Here is a 17,370-nt window from a genome sequence, read left to right as displayed (position 1 = left end):
TCTATAAATTTAAATTATTTTTTATTATTGCTCAAATCAAATTATCTTTAAAGCTTATTATTAATAACAATTAAAACCGTTCCAAATAAAGCTGTTTATTATGAATAAATTTTTTCCGTTCGTTTTTCTTTTTGGCAGTTTTTGCTTCGGACAGAGTCAGGAGGAAATTGAACTTCCTTTGAGGAATTTATTTGCCGCTATGAAAAATGCTGATCCGGTACTTTTGAGATCGGTTTTTTCTGAATCTGCCATTCTGCAGACCATCACGAAAGATGGTGTTAAAAATGAAGAGCTCAAAGGTTTTCTGGATTCAGTTTCAAAGGCTTCTAAGAATGATCTGGATGAAAGAATCACCATTGAAGCTGTTCATATCGATGGGAATCTGGCAAGCGTTTTTACTCCTTATTCATTCTATTACAAAGGGAAATTCTCACATTGCGGAGCAAATAGCTTTCAGTTGGTAAAACAGAGCGGAGAATGGAAAATTCAATATTTAATTGACACAAGAAGAAAAGATAACTGCAAAGAAATAAAATAATGAGAAATAAAAATCTGATACTGAACTATGTCTTTTTGAGCTGTGTGATTGTTTTGTTTATAAATGATCATTTTTTTAAATTTCAATATACCAGCTGGTTTACAGGGAAATTGTCTGATGCTGTCGGGATCATACTTTTGCCAATGCTCGTGACATTTGCATTTCCGAAACTGAAAGAAAATTCTGTTTTTGTTTCCGGACTATTTTTTGTTTTCTGGAAATCTCCTTTTTCAGAAAGTTTTATCAAAATATACAATGCAATTTCGCCGATTGACATTCATCGAGTAATTGATTATTCAGATTTAATAGTCTTATTGCTGTTACCGATTCCTTATTTTTTGATTAAAAACGATCATATTTTTGAAAATTTCATCATAAAGAAAATCCATACTGCTGTAGTTTTATTTCCTACAGTTTTTGTTCTCATGTCAACTTCGCAATCTAATGCTTATACATATTCTCCTGAAACCGGTAAACTGGCTTTTCGAGATTTTAATTTTGAAATCAAAAAAACGGAAAGTGATCTGTTGAAGAAGCTTGAAGAGCAAAATATTAAAGTAGTAAAAGATACTGTTCAGATTCTGCAATCTTTGCGATATGAGATTTCAGATATGGGTAAATTTGATCAGGATGCTATTGCAAAAGGAGGTGATATTTTTAAAGTAGATAATGCAGAATTAAGAAAACGTATTGAGGAGAGAATTTATTATAGTTCAGATTATAAAATTAAGGAACTTAAAATAGGAGAGCGAACCGTTAAAAATATAAGATTTTCAATAGAGCCAGCTTATAATAAAATTAATGCTAAAAAGTTTGTTGCCATTAAACTTCATGAATTAGAGATTGACAAACGCCTGGACGACGATAAAGTTGCGGCCAGGCTTAGGGAAATTTATCAGAGTGTCATAATGAGCAGGTTTAAAAATTTTTAAAATGAAAATCCATCACATTGCCATCATTTGTTCAGATTATGAAGTTTCAAAGAATTTCTATACTGAAGTTTTAGGTTTAAATATCATCCGCGAAGTGCATCGGGAAGAAAGACAATCTTTCAAACTGGATCTTGCTATCGGAGATCACTATGTTATCGAATTATTTTCGTTTCCTGATCCTCCGGAAAGGCCTTCAAGACCAGAAGCTTGTGGTTTAAGACATTTGGCTTTTGCTGTTGAAAATGTTAATGAAAAGCGGGAAGAATTAATCCACAAAGGATTAAATTGTGAAGAGCTCAGAATAGATGAATTTACCGGCAAAGAGTTTTTCTTTATCCAGGATCCTGATCAATTGCCACTGGAATTTTATGAAATATAAATAATTACAAATAAGATTAATTTAATAATGAAAAAATTTATCATTCCGTTTGCATTGGCCCTGACAAACCAAATGAATGCGCAGACGGTTAATGAACCAAAAAATCATCCGAAAGAGTGGTCGCAGGCTTATGAGCCTTTCAGAATTGCCGGAAACTTGTACTATGTAGGGACGTATGATCTCGCTTCGTATCTCATTGTGACCAATAAAGGAAATATTCTCATCAATACAGGGCTTGCCGACTCGCTCCCAGTTATTAAAAATAATATCAAAAAGCTTGGATTTAAATATCAGGATATTAAAATATTGTTGCTTACACAAGCACATTATGATCATTTAGGTGCGATGGCTGATCTTAAAAAAGAAACCGGTGCTAAACTATATATTGATCAGGGAGATGCTGATGTTTTAAAGAGCGGAGGAAAATCAGATTATGAGATGGGGAAGTATGGAGTTACCTTTAAGCCTGTAAATCCTGATTTTATTTTAAAAAATAAAGATTTAGTAACACTCGGAAATACAAAGCTGATGATGCTTCACCATCCTGGGCATACAAAAGGATCATGCAGCTATATATTTGAAACAAAAGATGATAAAAGGAATTATAAGGTTTTAATAGCCAATATGCCGACAATTATTGTTGATAAGAAATTTTCTGAAGTCACAACGTATCCGACGATTGCAAAGGATTATGAATATACTTTAAATGCAATGAAAAAACTTGATTTTGACATCTGGGTAGCTTCACACGCCAATCAGTTTAGCCTTCACGAAAAACATAAGCCAAATGATCCGTATAATCCAAACGCTTTTATGAACAAAAAAGAATATCTGGATGAATTGGATTCCCTTGAAAAAGATTATATAGAAAAAAAATCTGAAGAGTAATATTAATGTGCGTATCCTGTAAAAAAGCTTATCGCCATAATGGCTAGAACGATCGAAGAAATGACTACATACACGTAGTCTTTTTCTTTTAAATATCCTATCAGCGCAAAAATAATTCTCATTAGCGGCGTGAAGATCAAAAGTAGAATTCCAAGTTGAATAATTGCCATTCCTTCACCTTTGCAGAGTGAATTCCAGAAGAGTCCCCATACTTTTTCTGAAGAACTTCCCATATCCAATGCTGTATATTTTTTAGGCATTTTAAAGCCTTCTGTGAAAAGTTTTACAAAACCTATCAGTGAAGTAATCACAGAAAGGATAACGCCCAGTCTCAATAAATTCCCCACAGAACGGTTCAGGTCTACATCCGTAAAATTCTTTTTCATTATCTGAAGCTTTTATTGATACCGTTATACATCATGTACACCGAAAGAATCGTGATGACTATCGCAAAGAATACTTTCAGTTTTTTTGTCTTTGAAACCATGAGTGTTTTTGATCCGATGAAGCTGCCTACTACCACGCCGATCAATACGGGAGCCACGATTACCGGAACGATTTCACCTCTCTGGAAATAAATCAATGCACTCGCAACAGCAGTTACACCAATCATAAAGTTACTGGTGGTCGTTGAAACTTTAAAAGGCAGTTTCATCATGTTATCCATTGCCAAAACTTTCAATGCTCCGGATCCGATTCCCAACAGACCAGACATGGCACCGGCAAACATCATCATCAGAAATCCGGGAACGGTATTTCTTGCAGAATAGTTTTTTAAAACGCCTTTATCAGGAAAGGTTCCATAAAGCTTTAATTTTTCTTCCAGACTTCCTTTAATCACAGATTCCTGATGATCAGGCTTCCCTTTTAAATTTAAAATAACCGTTAAAAGAAGAATACTTGCGAAAATAATTCCGATTGTATTCGGATTCAGCATTCCGGAAACCAAAGCACCGACGATTGCTCCTGCTGTCGTAGCGATCTCCAGAAACATTCCGATTCTCATATTGGTAAATCCTTCTTTTACAAAAGCAACTGCCGCGCCGGAAGAAGTTCCGATCACAGAAATAAGAGAAGCGCCAATGGCGTAATGCATAGGAACGCCGAAACCCAGCGTTAATAAAGGAATAATGATAACTCCCCCTCCCAATCCGGTCAGTGAACCCAGAAGACCTGCCGAAATTGCTCCAAGGAAGAGAATAATGATTTCTGACATGCTACAAATATAAAACTATTGCGTTAGTCTGCCAAGCGTTTAAAAAAGATAAATTTGACGTATTTTTGCATAAACAAAATTTTAATGAAATTATTTTATATCATTCTGGGAGCCACACCGCCCGGCAGAAATATTGAGCAACACGACGTATTCTTTGGGATTGCAGAAAACCTGAAAAACCTTGTGGAGGATATGAAAGACTTTTGGAAGGAGGCAAAAGGAAAAATTCATATCGACTGTTATCAGGAAGTAAAATTTGTGGATGGCTATGAAGTGAAAATCGTCGAAAAAGGTAGCGAAACTTCTGAAGAACAGCTCTATTTCATTAATCTCGGAGGTTATAAAAGAGGTTTCTTTGAGGAATTTCATGAGCAGCATCTGGTGGTCGCCAATTCTATGGGAGATGCCGTAAAAAAAGCAAAGGCTACGGAATTTTACAAAACAATGGGCTTTAAAGGTGCTACCAGCCATATTGATGAAAAATTAGGCGTTGATATTGATGATATTTTTCCGGTGAAGGAAATTCTTCCTACCGACATGAAAAAAAGATATGCCATATCACTTGTGAAATCGGAAGCAGAAAATCAGGAAAATTTTGTGAGTCTTGGTTATTTGAAAATTGACAAAATTCAATAAGTATTAAAAGTTTTGTTGATTAATGTAGAGAGCGTTTGTATATTGAATATGAAGGACTTTGCACTAAAAAATAATCCGTTTAAGTTAAATTAAATCTAAATAGAAAATAAAAATAAATGAAAATAGGAATTTTAGGAGGCGGACAGTTAGGAAGAATGCTGATTCAGGAGGCGTTGAAGTACGACGATGAATTTTATACGCTGGATCCGGCTTCTGATGCACCATGTCACAATATTTCATATTTTACACAAGGAAGTTTTAATGATTATGAGACCGTTCTGAATTTCGGTAAAGATAAAGATGTAGTAACCATTGAGATCGAGCATGTAAACGCCGATGCATTGGCTGAGCTGGAAAAACAGGGAGTAAAAGTGGTTCCGAATTCCAATATTATTAAAACCATTCAACAGAAAATTCTTCAGAAGCAATTTTATAAAGCTCACGACATTCCAAGTCCGGAATTTGAAATAATGGATGGAAGTTCCGATGAAATCAAAATGCCGTTACCTTTTGTGCAGAAAATGAATACGGGAGGATATGACGGAAAAGGAGTTCAGGTCATCCGTACGCCGGAAGACATGAAAAATCTCTGGATTGCAGATTCTGTAATCGAAAAACTTGTGGATATCGACAAAGAGCTTTCTGTTATTGTTGCAAGAAACGAAAATGGTGAAACCCAAACTTTCCCTGTAACGGAAATGGTTGCAGATCCAAAACTGAACCTGCTGGATTTTAATATCTGTCCGGTTTTATTGTCTGAAGATATCGAAGAACAGATTAATTCCATCACAGAAAAATTCTTAAACGCAATCCAGTCGCCGGGACTTTTTGCTATTGAATTATTTTTAGATAAAGAAGGAAAAGTCTGGGTTAATGAAACAGCACCGAGACTTCACAATTCAGGGCATCAGAGTCAGGAAGGGAATGCCAATTCGCAGTTTGAGCAAATGTATCGTGTGGTTAAGAATTTACCTTTAGCCGATACGGATGCTATTATTTACAGCGGAATGCTGAATCTCGTGGGTGCAGAAGGCTACTCTGGAAAAGTAGTATATGAAGGGATGGAAGAGGTTTTAAAATTACCGGAAACATATATTCACTTATACGGAAAAACTGAAACCAAACCCGGAAGAAAAATGGGACATATTAATGTTTTGGCAGAATCCAGAGAAGAGCTGATGGAAAAGCTGGTCATGGTGAAAGGAATGGTGAGGGTGATCGCGGAATAATGATCCCTAACAGAGTTTCAAACTCTGTTAGGGATGCCCGGCATCTACTTAAATATCCGCTTAATTATATTCCCAATTTCCATGAAATCATCGTGATTTCCGACAGACCTTTTTTCGGAACTGTTTTCATCATATTCTGAATATGGAAAAATCAGGAGGTAATTTTTATCAGCTAGACTTCTGTTGAGCAATTCAGGGATCAGCCTCATTCTGGGAATATAAGAGTGCATTCCCCGTTTTGCCATGAAAAGGATGAGTGCTTCATCATCCTTTAATTGGGAAGCGGTTTCTTCACCATCTTTCCAGGTTTTCATGATGATAAATTCTGCTTCAATATTCGCTTTTTTGATAATCCTCTGAAGAATATCCAGAATATTTTCAGCAGCATAAAAAACCATAGTTGCCCCGGAATTTCTTGCGATATTCCATACTCTAAGGAGGGCGTGAAAGAATCCGGCTTCCTTATGTGCATTTTCAGGAATCATTACCGCATATTTTTTTATCGTAGATAACGGTTGCGCCGCATGATAAACGAGTACATTAACATTGTCATTCTGAAGATAGCCATTATACAGATTATACACAAAAGCAGGCGAGAAACCTTTCTCATCTTCCAATCCTATGATAAGGTCGGTGATGTTCTGTTCTTTGATAACGTTATTAATTCCGTTAACCACATCATTATCATATCTTTTTAATGACTGCATTTTCACATCTGCGGCGGCGGCGGTATCCGTTGCAAGATGGAGAATTTTCTCAGCATTTTTCACGGAAGATTCATTTTTATCTTCGTTAATGACATTTAAGGCAAACAAATCTTCTGTATTGGAGTGGGCCTTGATCAGAATCCCGAGGTTTACCATCGGTTCAACGGTTACTTCATAATTTAATGCTAAAAGAATAGTTTCTTCTTCATGGTTATTTCCGGAAACAGTATCTTCATTGTCCTGTTCGGCAATCTTCTGAGCACTGGACATTGAAACAAAAGATGAAATCGTACATGAAATGAGGATCAGTAATATACTTCCGTTGAGAACGTGCTCATTTAATAAACGGATTGGTTCCCCCGATTCGGTTTCAGAGAGAATAATATTATAGCCAACCATTACTGTTGCAAGAGTTGCGGCAGCGGAAGCAGAACTCAGTCCGAAAATCAGTTTTCCTTCCTCTTTCGTAAATCTGAATGTCTTTTGGGCAACAACAGATGAAATATATTTTCCGCCGATCGATGCAATAAGCATAATGGAAGCTACCTTCAATGTTTCAAAACTGTTGAAAAATACTTTAAAATCGATAAGCATTCCGACACTGATCAAAAAGAAGGGAATAAAGATGGCATTTCCGACAAATTCTACTCTATTCATCAATGAAGATGTATGCGGAATGAGCCTGTTTAAAGCCAGCCCGGCAAAGAATGCGCCGATAATGGCTTCTACACCGGCTAACTCTGCAAGAACTGCAGCAAAATAGATCATTACAAGAACGAAAATATATTGTGAGATTTTATCGTTTACTTTTTTGAAAAACCATCTACCTATTAATGGAAAGATCATCAGTACAATAAGTCCGAAAATAAGAACAGACACAGAAAGTTTTATCCAAAAAGAAGCTCCTACATCCCCCTGAACCATTCCTATAACTATAGCGAGAACCAGTAACGTTGCCACATCGGTGATCATGGTACCGCCTACCGTAATATTTACTGCCTGATTTTTTGCGATTCCTAATTTACTGATAAGAGGATAAGTAATAAGTGTCTGTGATGAAAAAAGACTTGCAAAAAGCACAGAGGTAAGCACGGAGAAATGAAGTAAATAGTATGACCCTAAATACCCTAAAATAAATGGAAATATAAAGGCATAGGCACCATATCCCAGGCTTTTCCATTTATTCTTTTTAAAATCTCCCATGTCAATTTCCAGCCCGGCAAGAAACATAATGTAAAGAAGTCCGGTAGTTCCCGTGACGACAATGCTGCTGTCTCTGGCAAGTACATTAAATCCATTTGGTCCGATTACGGCTCCGGCAATAATAAGTCCTAATAAATGCGGAACTTTTATTTTGTTTAATAAAAGAGGGGCAGCCAGAATAATCATTAATACCAGCAGAAACTTCAGCACGGGGTCTTCGATAGGAAAACTCAGGTTGTGTATACTCAATAAATTCATAAGTGTTTTATTTGGTTGAACGTACAAGTTCTACAGAGAATTTTGCGAGACATTTATCGATCGCAATGGTCCTTGTTCCTCTGATTTTATTGGGAGAAATCTCATTCAGCAGGACATTCATTTCTACCTGTTTTTTTGAGGTAGAATCGGTTTTATAATTCAGTTTTATTTCATTATTTTCAAATTTCCCGGAATAGATCCTTACAAGATTATTGTTATTGATAATTTTTGTCACAAGCTGTGTAGAATCACTATCGAATTCCCAGGTATCGGTACGTTGGTCACCTACGACATAATCACTGCAGGTAGACTCTGTGCAGATGACTTTTCCTGTCCATACACCTGCAATGTCTTCGGGCCAAGCAACAATTTTTACGGAATCATTTTTTTTTGAAAAAATACTGTCTCTCATTTTAAGAAGCGACTGATATTCAGATTCTTTTTGCGCAAATAATTTTTCTTTTTCAAGCAACTGCTTTTCTCTTGCCTCAAGATCTTTTTCCTTCTTTTTGTCATTACAGGCAACGAAAAAAAATGAAATACAGATGAGAATAAATAGTGAATTTTTAAGCATATTGTAATTTTGGATTAAACAATATAATGAAAAATAAATAAATTATGAAATTTAAACCCTACGAAATAGGAGATGTCTCTGTCGATTAAAGAGATCAATTCATTTGCTTTTTGTTTTAATACAGAATCTGTCAGATTAAAGTCACGTATTATCTGATCTTTTTTCATAATAGTACTATTTTTTGTTTAAAAATATAATTGAAAATCTAATGTATATGGATTGTTGAATAAGTTTAATTCCTTAAAAAAGGCTGTAAAGTATTGTAAAATAGCAAACTGTACTTGATCGCCTCTTCGGAGCAGTTGATTGCTTCTTCGGAGTGGTTGATTTTCTCTTCGGAATGCCTGACGGGTTCAACGGAACGGTTGATTAAGTCCATTTGTATTTAAGATTGTTATCAAATAATAAGATTATTCAATTCTGTGTTTCTTGAACATTTCACGGTTATAGTTGATTACGAAAACACCAAGAATAATAAGAAGAGCAGCAATAATAAATTTTGCTGAAATCTTCTCATCAAGAATCAGCCAGCTTAAAAATATGGAAATGATCGTATTTACGTAAGCCAGAATGGACACCTGTACTGGCGAAACCTTTGTTAAGGCATAATGATACGCAAAAAATGCAGCTACAGAGCCAAACAATGATAAATACAGCATCGCTGAAACACTTTTGAGAGACCAGTTTTCAACATTATAATTTTCAGTGAACAGAAAAGCAAAGATGATCTGGATAATCCCTGCAAAAGCAAACTGATAAAAAAGATTCAGGGAAATATTCCGGCTTTGAATGTTCATTTTTTTAGTGAAAATCGTTCCGGAAGCCCAACCTAAAATTCCACAGAATAAAAGGAATATTCCGAACCTGTACTCTGGATTGGCCAAATCGTGTATACCATCCCAAAAAATAAAAGTTATCCCTCCAAAGCACATCAGTACACCGATGAGTGCCTTTATGGTAAATTTCTGTAATCCCAGCGAAACACTACCCAGGAAAACGATGATGGGTGATGTTGCACTGATCAAAGATGTGAGACTACTGGTGAGCGTTTCTTCCGCTACCGTCGTTAATCCATTGGCAATAATCAGCATTAAAGAAGAGAAAACAAGCTGATAGCCAAGGTTTTTCCATCCGATCCAATGAAACTGGCGTCTGTATAAAAGAATCATAAGCATAATGAGAGCAGCCAGAAACTGACGTATTCCTGCTACAAACCATGCAGGAATAGTTTCTACCGCAATGCGTATGGACAAAAATGTAGTTCCCCAGACAATGGCAACGGTGAGAACGGCAAGCGTTAGTTTATAATCTTTCAAAATGGTGGTTTATTTATATAAATACATATTACCAGCTGATCTCGATAAGACCAGCCGCTTTGTCATTGATGAGAACAACTTTTGCGCCTTTTTGCATGAAGATTATTAATTTTTTATCTTTGAACATCTAATAATACAGAAGAATGGTAGGAATTATTATGGGAAGTCAGAGTGACTTGCCGATTATGGAACAGGCTGCAAACTTTTTAAAATCGTTGGATATTCCGTATGAACTGACGGTGGTTTCCGCACACAGAACACCGGAAAGAATGTTTGATTATGCCAAAACAGCCAAAGAAAGAGGCCTGAAAGTCATAGTGGCCGGAGCAGGAGGAGCAGCACATCTTCCGGGAATGGTGGCAAGCTGTACAACATTACCCGTGATCGGGGTTCCTATTTTGTCAAGCAATTCTATCGACGGGTGGGATTCTGTTTTATCTATTCTTCAGATGCCGGGAGGAATCCCTGTGGCTACCGTTGCTTTAAATGGTGCATTGAACGCTGGGATTTTAGCAGCAAAGATTATTGGCAGTTCAGATGAAATGGTAGCGGAAAATCTACAGAAATATCAGGATTCCTTAAAAGATAAGGTATTGGGAACGGTAGATGACATTAAAGCACAGCATCCTAATCATTTTGATAAGTAATCTTAATTAATTTATAAAGCCGCGGCTCACGATTTTCGTGAGCCGCGGATGTTTTATTGCTTTATGAACTTGAAATTTTTACTTTCCCTTTTTGAAATCAGTTGCAAAATATAATTTCCTGAAAGTAAAGTCTGAATATTGATTTTTTCATGGCTTAATTTTCCTTTTAAAATAACCCTTCCCCCGGCATCATAAATGATGAAATCTTCCGCATCGGAATTCTTAGCATGAATAAAATCAGAAGCAGGATTCGGATAAATATAAATTTCATTTTTTACCACCGGATCAGATGTTCCCAGTACAGAATGACATTCATCATTATAAATATCTCCTGAAATATTCCAGTTTTTTACTGTTATCAATTGATTTCTGGCGGCAACAGCTGCAGGATTAGAGTAGGTGAGTGATGATACGGGTGCAAGATTAATGTTATTGGGTGTAGAAGGATTTGTGCTCCATCCAAAAAGTATACTGTCGTAATTCTGGCAATTTAATCCTGAATTTGAAAACATTCCGCTGGCGGAGATCAATGCATTTAATTGCCATTGACCAAGATCCTGGTTGAATGCCGTGGCACCTTCAAACATACTGCTCATATTTTTAACCATACTAACATTCCAATTTCCTATATTTTGATTGAAGGATTGAGCGTTTTTAAACATATTTTGCATAAACATTACTCTGCCTACGTTCCAGCCCGAAATATCCTTGTTAAATTTTACGGCACCGTTAAACATGTCATACATACTTTCTACCTTACTCACATCCCAGCTTCCGATATCTTGATTAAAGTTTTCTGCACCGGAAAACATCAAGTACATATCATAGACTTTTCCGGTATCCCAATTGCTGATGTCCTGATCAAAGGCTTTTGCACCCAGAAACATTCTATTCATTTCCAGTACATTGGATGTATTCCAGTTCCCGATTGGCTGATTAAAATTCCAGGCGCCGGAAAACATCAATTCACACTCCAGATTGCTGGATAGGTCCCAGTTTCCGATAGGTTGATTAAACTCCCTCGCTGTACTGAACATGGCGGTCATATATATTACTTTCGAAGTATTCCAATTTCCGATAGGCTGGTTAAATTTTACAGCACTGCTGAACATTCCTGCCATCACCGTCACATTGGAAGTATCCCAGTCGCCAATAGGCTGATTGAAGACAGAACAGGCGCCAAATGCAAACCGCATGTCAGTAACATGAGAAGTGTTCCAATCATTAATCGAAGGATTTCCCACAAAAGAACTGCACCCAGTGAACATATACTGCATACCTGTAACATTCGATAGATCAGGAATGTCTGTTGCCGAAATATTCATGTTTCTGCAACCCTGAAACGCCTGCTCCATGGAAGACCAGTGGATATTTCCCCATTGTTCAATATCAATGATTTTATGAACGTCTCCCACAATGCCATCACCATTGATAAACAGATCCCAATTGGAAGCCCGAAATCTGTGAAAATTCCCGCTTCCGTTACTGATTTTTACACGATAAGTAGCATTTGCCGCAATAGGATTGGAAGGTGTTCCAAAATCTATAAAGACCTGATAAGTGGAATTCACGCCAGTCATTGTAGCATTGTGTGATGGATATCCAACTTCTTCCCAATAGATGGTAAAATCTGTTCCAACGACAGGAACCCAAATCTGAGTATCTGTAGAATTTATTGGAATTCCTGCGTAGGGAAGGGTTGGATGAGGATGTGGAATATTCGGTTTCCAGATCGTGATAAATTCATTTTGTGCCTTAAAAATCTGACTCAGAAAAATCAGAAAGATAATTAGTGATAATTTTTTTATCATGTTTTTATTTTAAGGGTTAGGTTATTTTAAATAAATAAAAGATAAACAATTCAACAAATTGTGAATTAACAAAAATAATAAAATATTGAAAATAACTGTAATTTACAGGTATAAAATTTGAGATTTTAAAATAAAAATATGATTTTAGATAGTATTATTTAATAAAAACGGGTCTTATGACATAAAAAATCCCACTATAAATAGCGGGATTTTCATTTATTATCAGCATTAAATTAGTATCTGTAATATTCCGGCTTGAAAGGTCCTTCTACATTTACTCCGATATAATCGGCTTGTTCCTGAGAAAGAGTTTCCAATTCAACGCTTAGTTTCTTAAGGTGAAGAGCTGCTACTTTTTCATCAAGATGCTTAGGCAATGTATATACTTCGTTTTTGTATGCTGCAGAGTTGTTCCAAAGTTCGATCTGAGCCAAAGTCTGATTAGAGAAAGAGTTTGACATTACAAAACTTGGATGACCTGTTGCACAGCCTAAGTTTACCAATCTACCTTCAGCAAGAATGATAACTTCTTTACCCTCAACAGTGTAGATGTCCACCTGAGGTTTTACTTCAGATTTTGTGTGACCGTAGTTTTGGTTCAACCAGGCCATATCAATCTCGTTATCGAAGTGACCGATGTTACAAACGATCGCTTTATCTTTCATTTTAAGGAAATGCTCACCTCTTACGATGTTGAAGTTACCGGTTGTTGTGATAATGATATCTGCGTTATCAACTACGGTATCCAGTCTTTTTACTTCATATCCGTCCATGGCAGCCTGAAGTGCACAGATCGGGTCAATTTCCGTTACTGTTACGATAGATCCTGCTCCTCTGAAAGATGCAGCAGTCCCTTTACCAACGTCTCCGTATCCGCAAACAACCACTCTTTTTCCGGCAAGCATTACATCGGTAGCTCTTCTTACCGCATCTACAGCAGATTCTTTACAACCGTATTTGTTGTCGAATTTGGATTTAGTTACCGAATCATTAACGTTGATGGCAGGCATTACCAAAGTTCCGTTCTTCATTCTCTCGTACAATCTGTGAACACCGGTTGTTGTTTCTTCAGAAAGTCCTTTGATGTCTTTTGTTAGTTCAGGATATTTATCGAAAACCATGTTGGTAAGATCACCTCCGTCATCAAGAATCATGTTTAATGGTTTTCTGTCTTCTCCAAAGAATAAAGTCTGCTCGATACACCAGTCAAATTCTTCTTCATTAAGTCCTTTCCATGCGTAAACAGGAATCCCGGCAGCAGCAATGGCAGCCGCAGCATGATCTTGAGTAGAGAAAATATTACAAGAAGACCAGGTAACTTCAGCACCTAAAGCTACCAGCGTCTCGATAAGCACAGCTGTTTGGATCGTCATGTGAAGACATCCTGCGATTCTTGCACCTTTTAATGGTTGAGATGGTCCGTACTCTTCACGAATTGACATCAAACCAGGCATTTCGGCTTCTGCAAGAGTAATTTCTTTTCGTCCCCATTCTGCAAGGGAGATATCCTTCACTTTGTAAGGAATGTATTGTGTTGTAGTACTCATATGTAAATGAATAAGTTTAAATTCACCGATAAATAAGATTACAAAATTACAACTAATAATTAAGATATAAAAATGACATTCTTCGCAGAACTGATAATAGAAGTTATGAAATGGTCATATCAGAACTACTGCCTGGTTTAAATCTAAAACGCTTATAAAAGAGTTGAAATTGATACAGATTTAAAAATTAATTTGCATATTAACACAGTACCTTTTGCGGTTAATTGTGCAATTCGTTTAAACAAGCTTATAGAAAAAATATATTTAATGTATATATTGATAAGCATAAAATATATAAAACTAATCTTAATGCATAGAAAACTAATCTTAATGCGTAGAAAAATAACCTTAAAGTATATTAAAGTATGCTTAAAGTATATTGAAATGAACCTAAGGTATATAAAAGCATGTCTTAATTTTATTCTTAAAGCAAAAAATCATTGATTTTTCCTCCATAAAAACGGATTTCTATACAGAATATCTGAAAACAGGGTAAATAGGTTTAAACAAATTTAATGTATAGAAGTAATTTCTAATTTTTTTCTAATCTTTTTTTTGAGTAAAAAATAAAAGACATCTATAATTTTACTGCTAAACTTTATTTGATGAAAATATCTTTATTAATTGTTTGTTACAATGGAGAAAAGTATATTAGAGACTGTATAGAAAGTATTTTGTCCCAGGATTATCCCCATTTTGAAATTATTATTCTTGATGATGCATCTATCGATCAAAGTTTGGATATTATTAAAGAATATAGTGAGAAATATTCTAATATCAGATATTTTGTAAATTCTTCCAATAAGGGAATAGGCTTTTCTAAAAGACAAGCTATCGAGTTTGCTACTGGAGAAATTTGCGGTTTTGTGGATGCTGATGACACCCTGGAACCGGAATGTCTCAAAAAAGTAGTTGCCGGTTTTGTGTCGACAAAAGAAAACATTGACGCTGTATATACCCAGTACTATGTTTGTAACAAAGAAATGGAGAAAATTGGTATATGCAAAACAGCTTCGGAGATTCCTTATCAGAAAATGCTGTTTTTTAACATAAATTTTGAAGTTGCTCATTTTTTCTGTTTTAGAAAACTTTCCTACCTAAAAACTTCAGGAATTGATGCTTCTCTGCTTTCTACAGTAGATCAGGATTTATATCTGAAATTATACGAAGTTGGAAGGTTTAAATTTATAAAAGAACCTCTCTATAACTACAGGCTTCACACCGGCGGTATTTCCCAGAATAAAAACAAGAAGAAGAAACTGTATGAGAACTGGCATTTTGTACTCAGCCAAACTCTAGAACGTAGAAATATTGAATTTATCTACAAAAAAAATGTAAAAGACATTCCAAATCTTCCTAATTTTATATGGCAAAAGCAAAATAATTTTTTTAGAAGAATAATTAAAAAAGTTTCTGGTTTGTTAGATGGCTTATAAAATACTTTTGATTGAAGATGATAAACGTTTGTCTGATGTAATTTCGCGGGGACTTCAAAAAATCGGGCTCGAAGTTGACAGCGCTTTTGATGGACAGAAAGGGCTTGAAGCTGGTAGACAGAATAATTATGACCTCATTTTGCTTGATATTAATATCCCCTATATTAACGGACACCAGCTTACTGTTTTACTAAGAGAGGATAATATCGAAATACCCATTATTTTTATTTCGGCATTGGGAGATATTGAAAATAAACTGGAAGCTTTCGAAAGAGGAGCAGATGATTATATTTGCAAGCCATTTGACTTTCGGGAACTTGTTGCAAGAATAGAAAATTTAATAAAAAGAACTCAGGGAAAAGCATCTGGTAATATTCTTGTAATCTATGATCTGGAAATAGATCTTAAAAACAAGGTTGTTAAAAGAGCTTCGCAGATTATAAATCTTACCGTGAGAGAGTTTTTTCTGCTTGAATATCTCGTAAAAAATAAGGGAAGGATTTTATCTAAAACCGAACTCCTGGAAAATGTCTGGGAACTTAATTTTGACACGGGAACCAATATAGTTGAAGTTTATATCAACTATCTCAGAAATAAAATAGACAAAAATTTTTCTCCTAAACTGATTCATACAAAGCCGGGGCAAGGATATATTTTTAGTTAAAAAAACAACACAAACGATGAAAATAAAATATAGAATTTTAATACAGTTTACGAGCCTTATATCATCTATATTAATTATTTTCTCATTCGTAATTTATTATTTTTCCAAATCTGAAAAGGAAACTAATTTTTTATCAAGAATTGAAAAGAGATCTGCTATAGTAGCAACTTTATTTGTAAATTACAGATTCACTGATGCTTCTTCATTATTAAATATCTATAAAAACTCGCTTAGCCGGCTGCCTCAGGAAGATATAGCTGTTTATGATAATAACGGAAAACTGATTTTTACTAATTCAAAAATATTCGTCTCAAAAATTGATGCTGAATTTCTTTCTTTGGTTAAGGAAAAAGGCAAAGTACATTCTTACAAAGATTATTATGCCACTTCGGGATATATTTACAACGACAGGCATCATCGTCTTCTGATAGTTACTTCTGCATTAGATCTTATCAGTAAGGGGGATAATCGAAACCTTCTGGAAACATTAATATTGGCAAATTGTCTCGGAGTATTGCTAACGGTTGTAGCAGGATATTTTTTCGCTTCAAGAATGCTGAATCCGATTAAAAATATTAATAATAAAGTAAAAAAAATAACAACTTATAATGAGCACAAAAGATTACCGGTTTCTAAAAATAAAGATGAAATAAATGAACTGGCCGTCAATTTCAATCTGATGCTGGAAAGGCTGGAATACAGCTTTTATCAACAGAAAGATTTTATTTCGCATGCATCTCATGAGCTCAGAACACCATTATCCTCAATGAAAACAGAAATACAATTAGGATTATGGGAAGATCATACCTGTGATGAATACAAAAATATATTGCAGAACCTATTGATTGATACTGACAGATTAATAGATCTTTCAAGTGCAATATTACTTTTGGGAAAGCCTTACGATTCTATTTATTCTATAGAAAGTAATGAAATAAATATCGAAGATATTATTAACGAAATTCAGAAAGAATACAGATTACAAAGCTCAAGAATAAAAATAAAAACAAGCAAACCAGTAAAACAAAAGATAAAAGGCAATAAAATATTACTCAAGAATCTTCTGTTCAATCTTTTAGATAATGCTATGAAATACAGTGAAACAGATGTTAATGTAAACATAGAATACAATAAAAATGAATGTGTCATAGAAGTAACAGACAAAGGAATAGGGATATCGAAAGATGATATTACCAGGATTTTCAATCCTTTTTTCAGATCCGATAATGTTCATGGCTATAAGGGATTCGGGATTGGTTTATCTCTATGCAAGAGCATTGCAGAATTTCATAAAGGAGAAATATCCGTAAGAAGTACAGAAGGGGAGACGTCTTTTACTGTAATTCTTCCAAATTCTTAATTATATAAAATATTAGTGATATTTTAGCA

Annotated in this window: 18 protein-coding genes; 10 read left to right on the top strand and 8 right to left on the bottom strand. The window is 35.2% G+C overall.

Features of this window, described 5'->3' with window-relative positions:
- The first annotated feature begins 100 nt into the window (after nucleotides 1–100).
- From AC3WV0_RS13425 to bla, 4 genes are read left to right on the top strand one after another with little or no spacing between them, the layout of a single operon-like run.
- Nucleotides 101–538: a nuclear transport factor 2 family protein gene (locus AC3WV0_RS13425; protein ID WP_488846615.1), complete on the top strand. Its 438-nt coding sequence runs from the start codon at nucleotides 101–103 to the stop codon at nucleotides 536–538.
- Nucleotides 538–1,470: a hypothetical protein gene (locus tag AC3WV0_RS13420; RefSeq protein WP_488846614.1), complete on the top strand. Its 933-nt coding sequence runs from the start codon at nucleotides 538–540 to the stop codon at nucleotides 1,468–1,470. The genes AC3WV0_RS13425 and AC3WV0_RS13420 overlap by 1 nt, the downstream gene beginning before the upstream one ends.
- Nucleotide 1,471: 1 nt before the next feature.
- Complete coding sequence (gene gloA2, locus AC3WV0_RS13415) at nucleotides 1,472–1,849, top strand: SMU1112c/YaeR family gloxylase I-like metalloprotein (protein WP_488846613.1); 378 nt, start codon at nucleotides 1,472–1,474, stop codon at nucleotides 1,847–1,849.
- Nucleotides 1,850–1,876: 27 nt separating this feature from the next.
- On the top strand, nucleotides 1,877–2,737 hold the full coding sequence (gene bla, locus AC3WV0_RS13410; protein ID WP_488846612.1) for a subclass B3 metallo-beta-lactamase: 861 nt from the start codon (nucleotides 1,877–1,879) through the stop codon (nucleotides 2,735–2,737).
- 2 nt (nucleotides 2,738–2,739) lie between these two features.
- On the opposite strand, the gene AC3WV0_RS13405 is transcribed toward bla, so the two are convergent.
- Together AC3WV0_RS13405 and AC3WV0_RS13400 are read right to left on the bottom strand one after the other, a co-directional pair.
- A complete protein-coding gene (locus AC3WV0_RS13405) occupies nucleotides 2,740–3,123 on the bottom strand; it encodes a DUF1634 domain-containing protein (protein WP_090001924.1) in 384 nt (127 codons plus the stop codon).
- Nucleotides 3,123–3,953, bottom strand: a complete 831-nt coding sequence (locus AC3WV0_RS13400) for a sulfite exporter TauE/SafE family protein (protein ID WP_488846611.1) — start codon at nucleotides 3,951–3,953, stop codon at nucleotides 3,123–3,125. The genes AC3WV0_RS13405 and AC3WV0_RS13400 overlap by 1 nt, the downstream gene beginning before the upstream one ends.
- An 84-nt stretch (nucleotides 3,954–4,037) precedes the next feature.
- Between AC3WV0_RS13400 and AC3WV0_RS13395 the strand changes: the two genes are divergently transcribed.
- Together AC3WV0_RS13395 and AC3WV0_RS13390 are read left to right on the top strand one after the other, a co-directional pair.
- The gene (locus AC3WV0_RS13395) at nucleotides 4,038–4,589 is read left to right on the top strand and encodes a DUF1543 domain-containing protein (RefSeq protein ID WP_488846610.1); all 552 of its coding nucleotides are present in this window, start codon (nucleotides 4,038–4,040) and stop codon (nucleotides 4,587–4,589) included.
- Nucleotides 4,590–4,705: 116 nt separating this feature from the next.
- Nucleotides 4,706–5,818 (top strand): 5-(carboxyamino)imidazole ribonucleotide synthase, encoded by a 1,113-nt coding sequence (locus AC3WV0_RS13390; protein ID WP_488846609.1) that lies wholly within the window; start codon nucleotides 4,706–4,708, stop codon nucleotides 5,816–5,818.
- A gap of 44 nt (nucleotides 5,819–5,862) precedes the next feature.
- On the opposite strand, the gene AC3WV0_RS13385 is transcribed toward AC3WV0_RS13390, so the two are convergent.
- The 4 genes from AC3WV0_RS13385 to AC3WV0_RS13370 all read right to left on the bottom strand — a co-directional run bounded on the left by AC3WV0_RS13385 (nucleotide 5,863) and on the right by AC3WV0_RS13370 (nucleotide 9,876).
- Nucleotides 5,863–7,986: a cation:proton antiporter gene (locus AC3WV0_RS13385; RefSeq protein ID WP_488846608.1), complete on the bottom strand. Its 2,124-nt coding sequence runs from the start codon at nucleotides 7,984–7,986 to the stop codon at nucleotides 5,863–5,865.
- Nucleotides 7,987–7,993: 7 nt separating this feature from the next.
- Entirely contained in the window at nucleotides 7,994–8,560 is a 567-nt protein-coding gene (locus AC3WV0_RS13380) for a hypothetical protein (RefSeq protein WP_488846607.1), read from the bottom strand.
- A 232-nt stretch (nucleotides 8,561–8,792) separates the two neighbouring features.
- Complete coding sequence (locus AC3WV0_RS13375; RefSeq protein WP_488846606.1) at nucleotides 8,793–8,939, bottom strand: hypothetical protein; 147 nt, start codon at nucleotides 8,937–8,939, stop codon at nucleotides 8,793–8,795.
- 31 nt (nucleotides 8,940–8,970) lie between these two features.
- On the bottom strand, nucleotides 8,971–9,876 hold the full coding sequence (locus tag AC3WV0_RS13370) for a DMT family transporter (protein WP_488846605.1): 906 nt from the start codon (nucleotides 9,874–9,876) through the stop codon (nucleotides 8,971–8,973).
- A 143-nt stretch (nucleotides 9,877–10,019) separates the two neighbouring features.
- Between AC3WV0_RS13370 and purE the strand changes: the two genes are divergently transcribed.
- A complete protein-coding gene (purE, locus tag AC3WV0_RS13365) occupies nucleotides 10,020–10,523 on the top strand; it encodes a 5-(carboxyamino)imidazole ribonucleotide mutase (RefSeq protein WP_066435084.1) in 504 nt (167 codons plus the stop codon).
- Between the two features lie 53 nt (nucleotides 10,524–10,576).
- Here purE and AC3WV0_RS13360 read toward each other — a convergent pair whose 3' ends face one another.
- Both AC3WV0_RS13360 and ahcY read right to left on the bottom strand, forming a co-directional pair.
- Nucleotides 10,577–12,334, bottom strand: a complete 1,758-nt coding sequence (locus AC3WV0_RS13360; RefSeq protein ID WP_488846604.1) for a BspA family leucine-rich repeat surface protein — start codon at nucleotides 12,332–12,334, stop codon at nucleotides 10,577–10,579.
- Nucleotides 12,335–12,567: 233 nt separating this feature from the next.
- Complete coding sequence (gene ahcY / locus AC3WV0_RS13355; RefSeq protein WP_488846603.1) at nucleotides 12,568–13,881, bottom strand: adenosylhomocysteinase; 1,314 nt, start codon at nucleotides 13,879–13,881, stop codon at nucleotides 12,568–12,570.
- A gap of 605 nt (nucleotides 13,882–14,486) precedes the next feature.
- On the opposite strand from ahcY, the gene AC3WV0_RS13350 reads away from it, so the two are divergent.
- Genes AC3WV0_RS13350 through AC3WV0_RS13340 form a run of 3 tightly spaced genes read left to right on the top strand, consistent with a single transcriptional unit; the run spans nucleotide 14,487 to nucleotide 17,341 of the window.
- Nucleotides 14,487–15,317: a glycosyltransferase family 2 protein gene (locus AC3WV0_RS13350; RefSeq protein ID WP_488846602.1), complete on the top strand. Its 831-nt coding sequence runs from the start codon at nucleotides 14,487–14,489 to the stop codon at nucleotides 15,315–15,317.
- On the top strand, nucleotides 15,307–15,981 hold the full coding sequence (locus tag AC3WV0_RS13345) for a response regulator transcription factor (protein WP_488846601.1): 675 nt from the start codon (nucleotides 15,307–15,309) through the stop codon (nucleotides 15,979–15,981). The genes AC3WV0_RS13350 and AC3WV0_RS13345 overlap by 11 nt, the downstream gene beginning before the upstream one ends.
- A gap of 16 nt (nucleotides 15,982–15,997) precedes the next feature.
- Nucleotides 15,998–17,341, top strand: a complete 1,344-nt coding sequence (locus tag AC3WV0_RS13340) for a HAMP domain-containing sensor histidine kinase (RefSeq protein WP_488846600.1) — start codon at nucleotides 15,998–16,000, stop codon at nucleotides 17,339–17,341.
- Nucleotides 17,342–17,370: the final 29 nt, after the last annotated feature.

The organism is Chryseobacterium sp. 27AL, from assembly GCF_057815395.1.
Note: the sequence above shows the minus strand (reverse complement) of the source record. Positions and strands in the feature narration are given on the sequence as shown.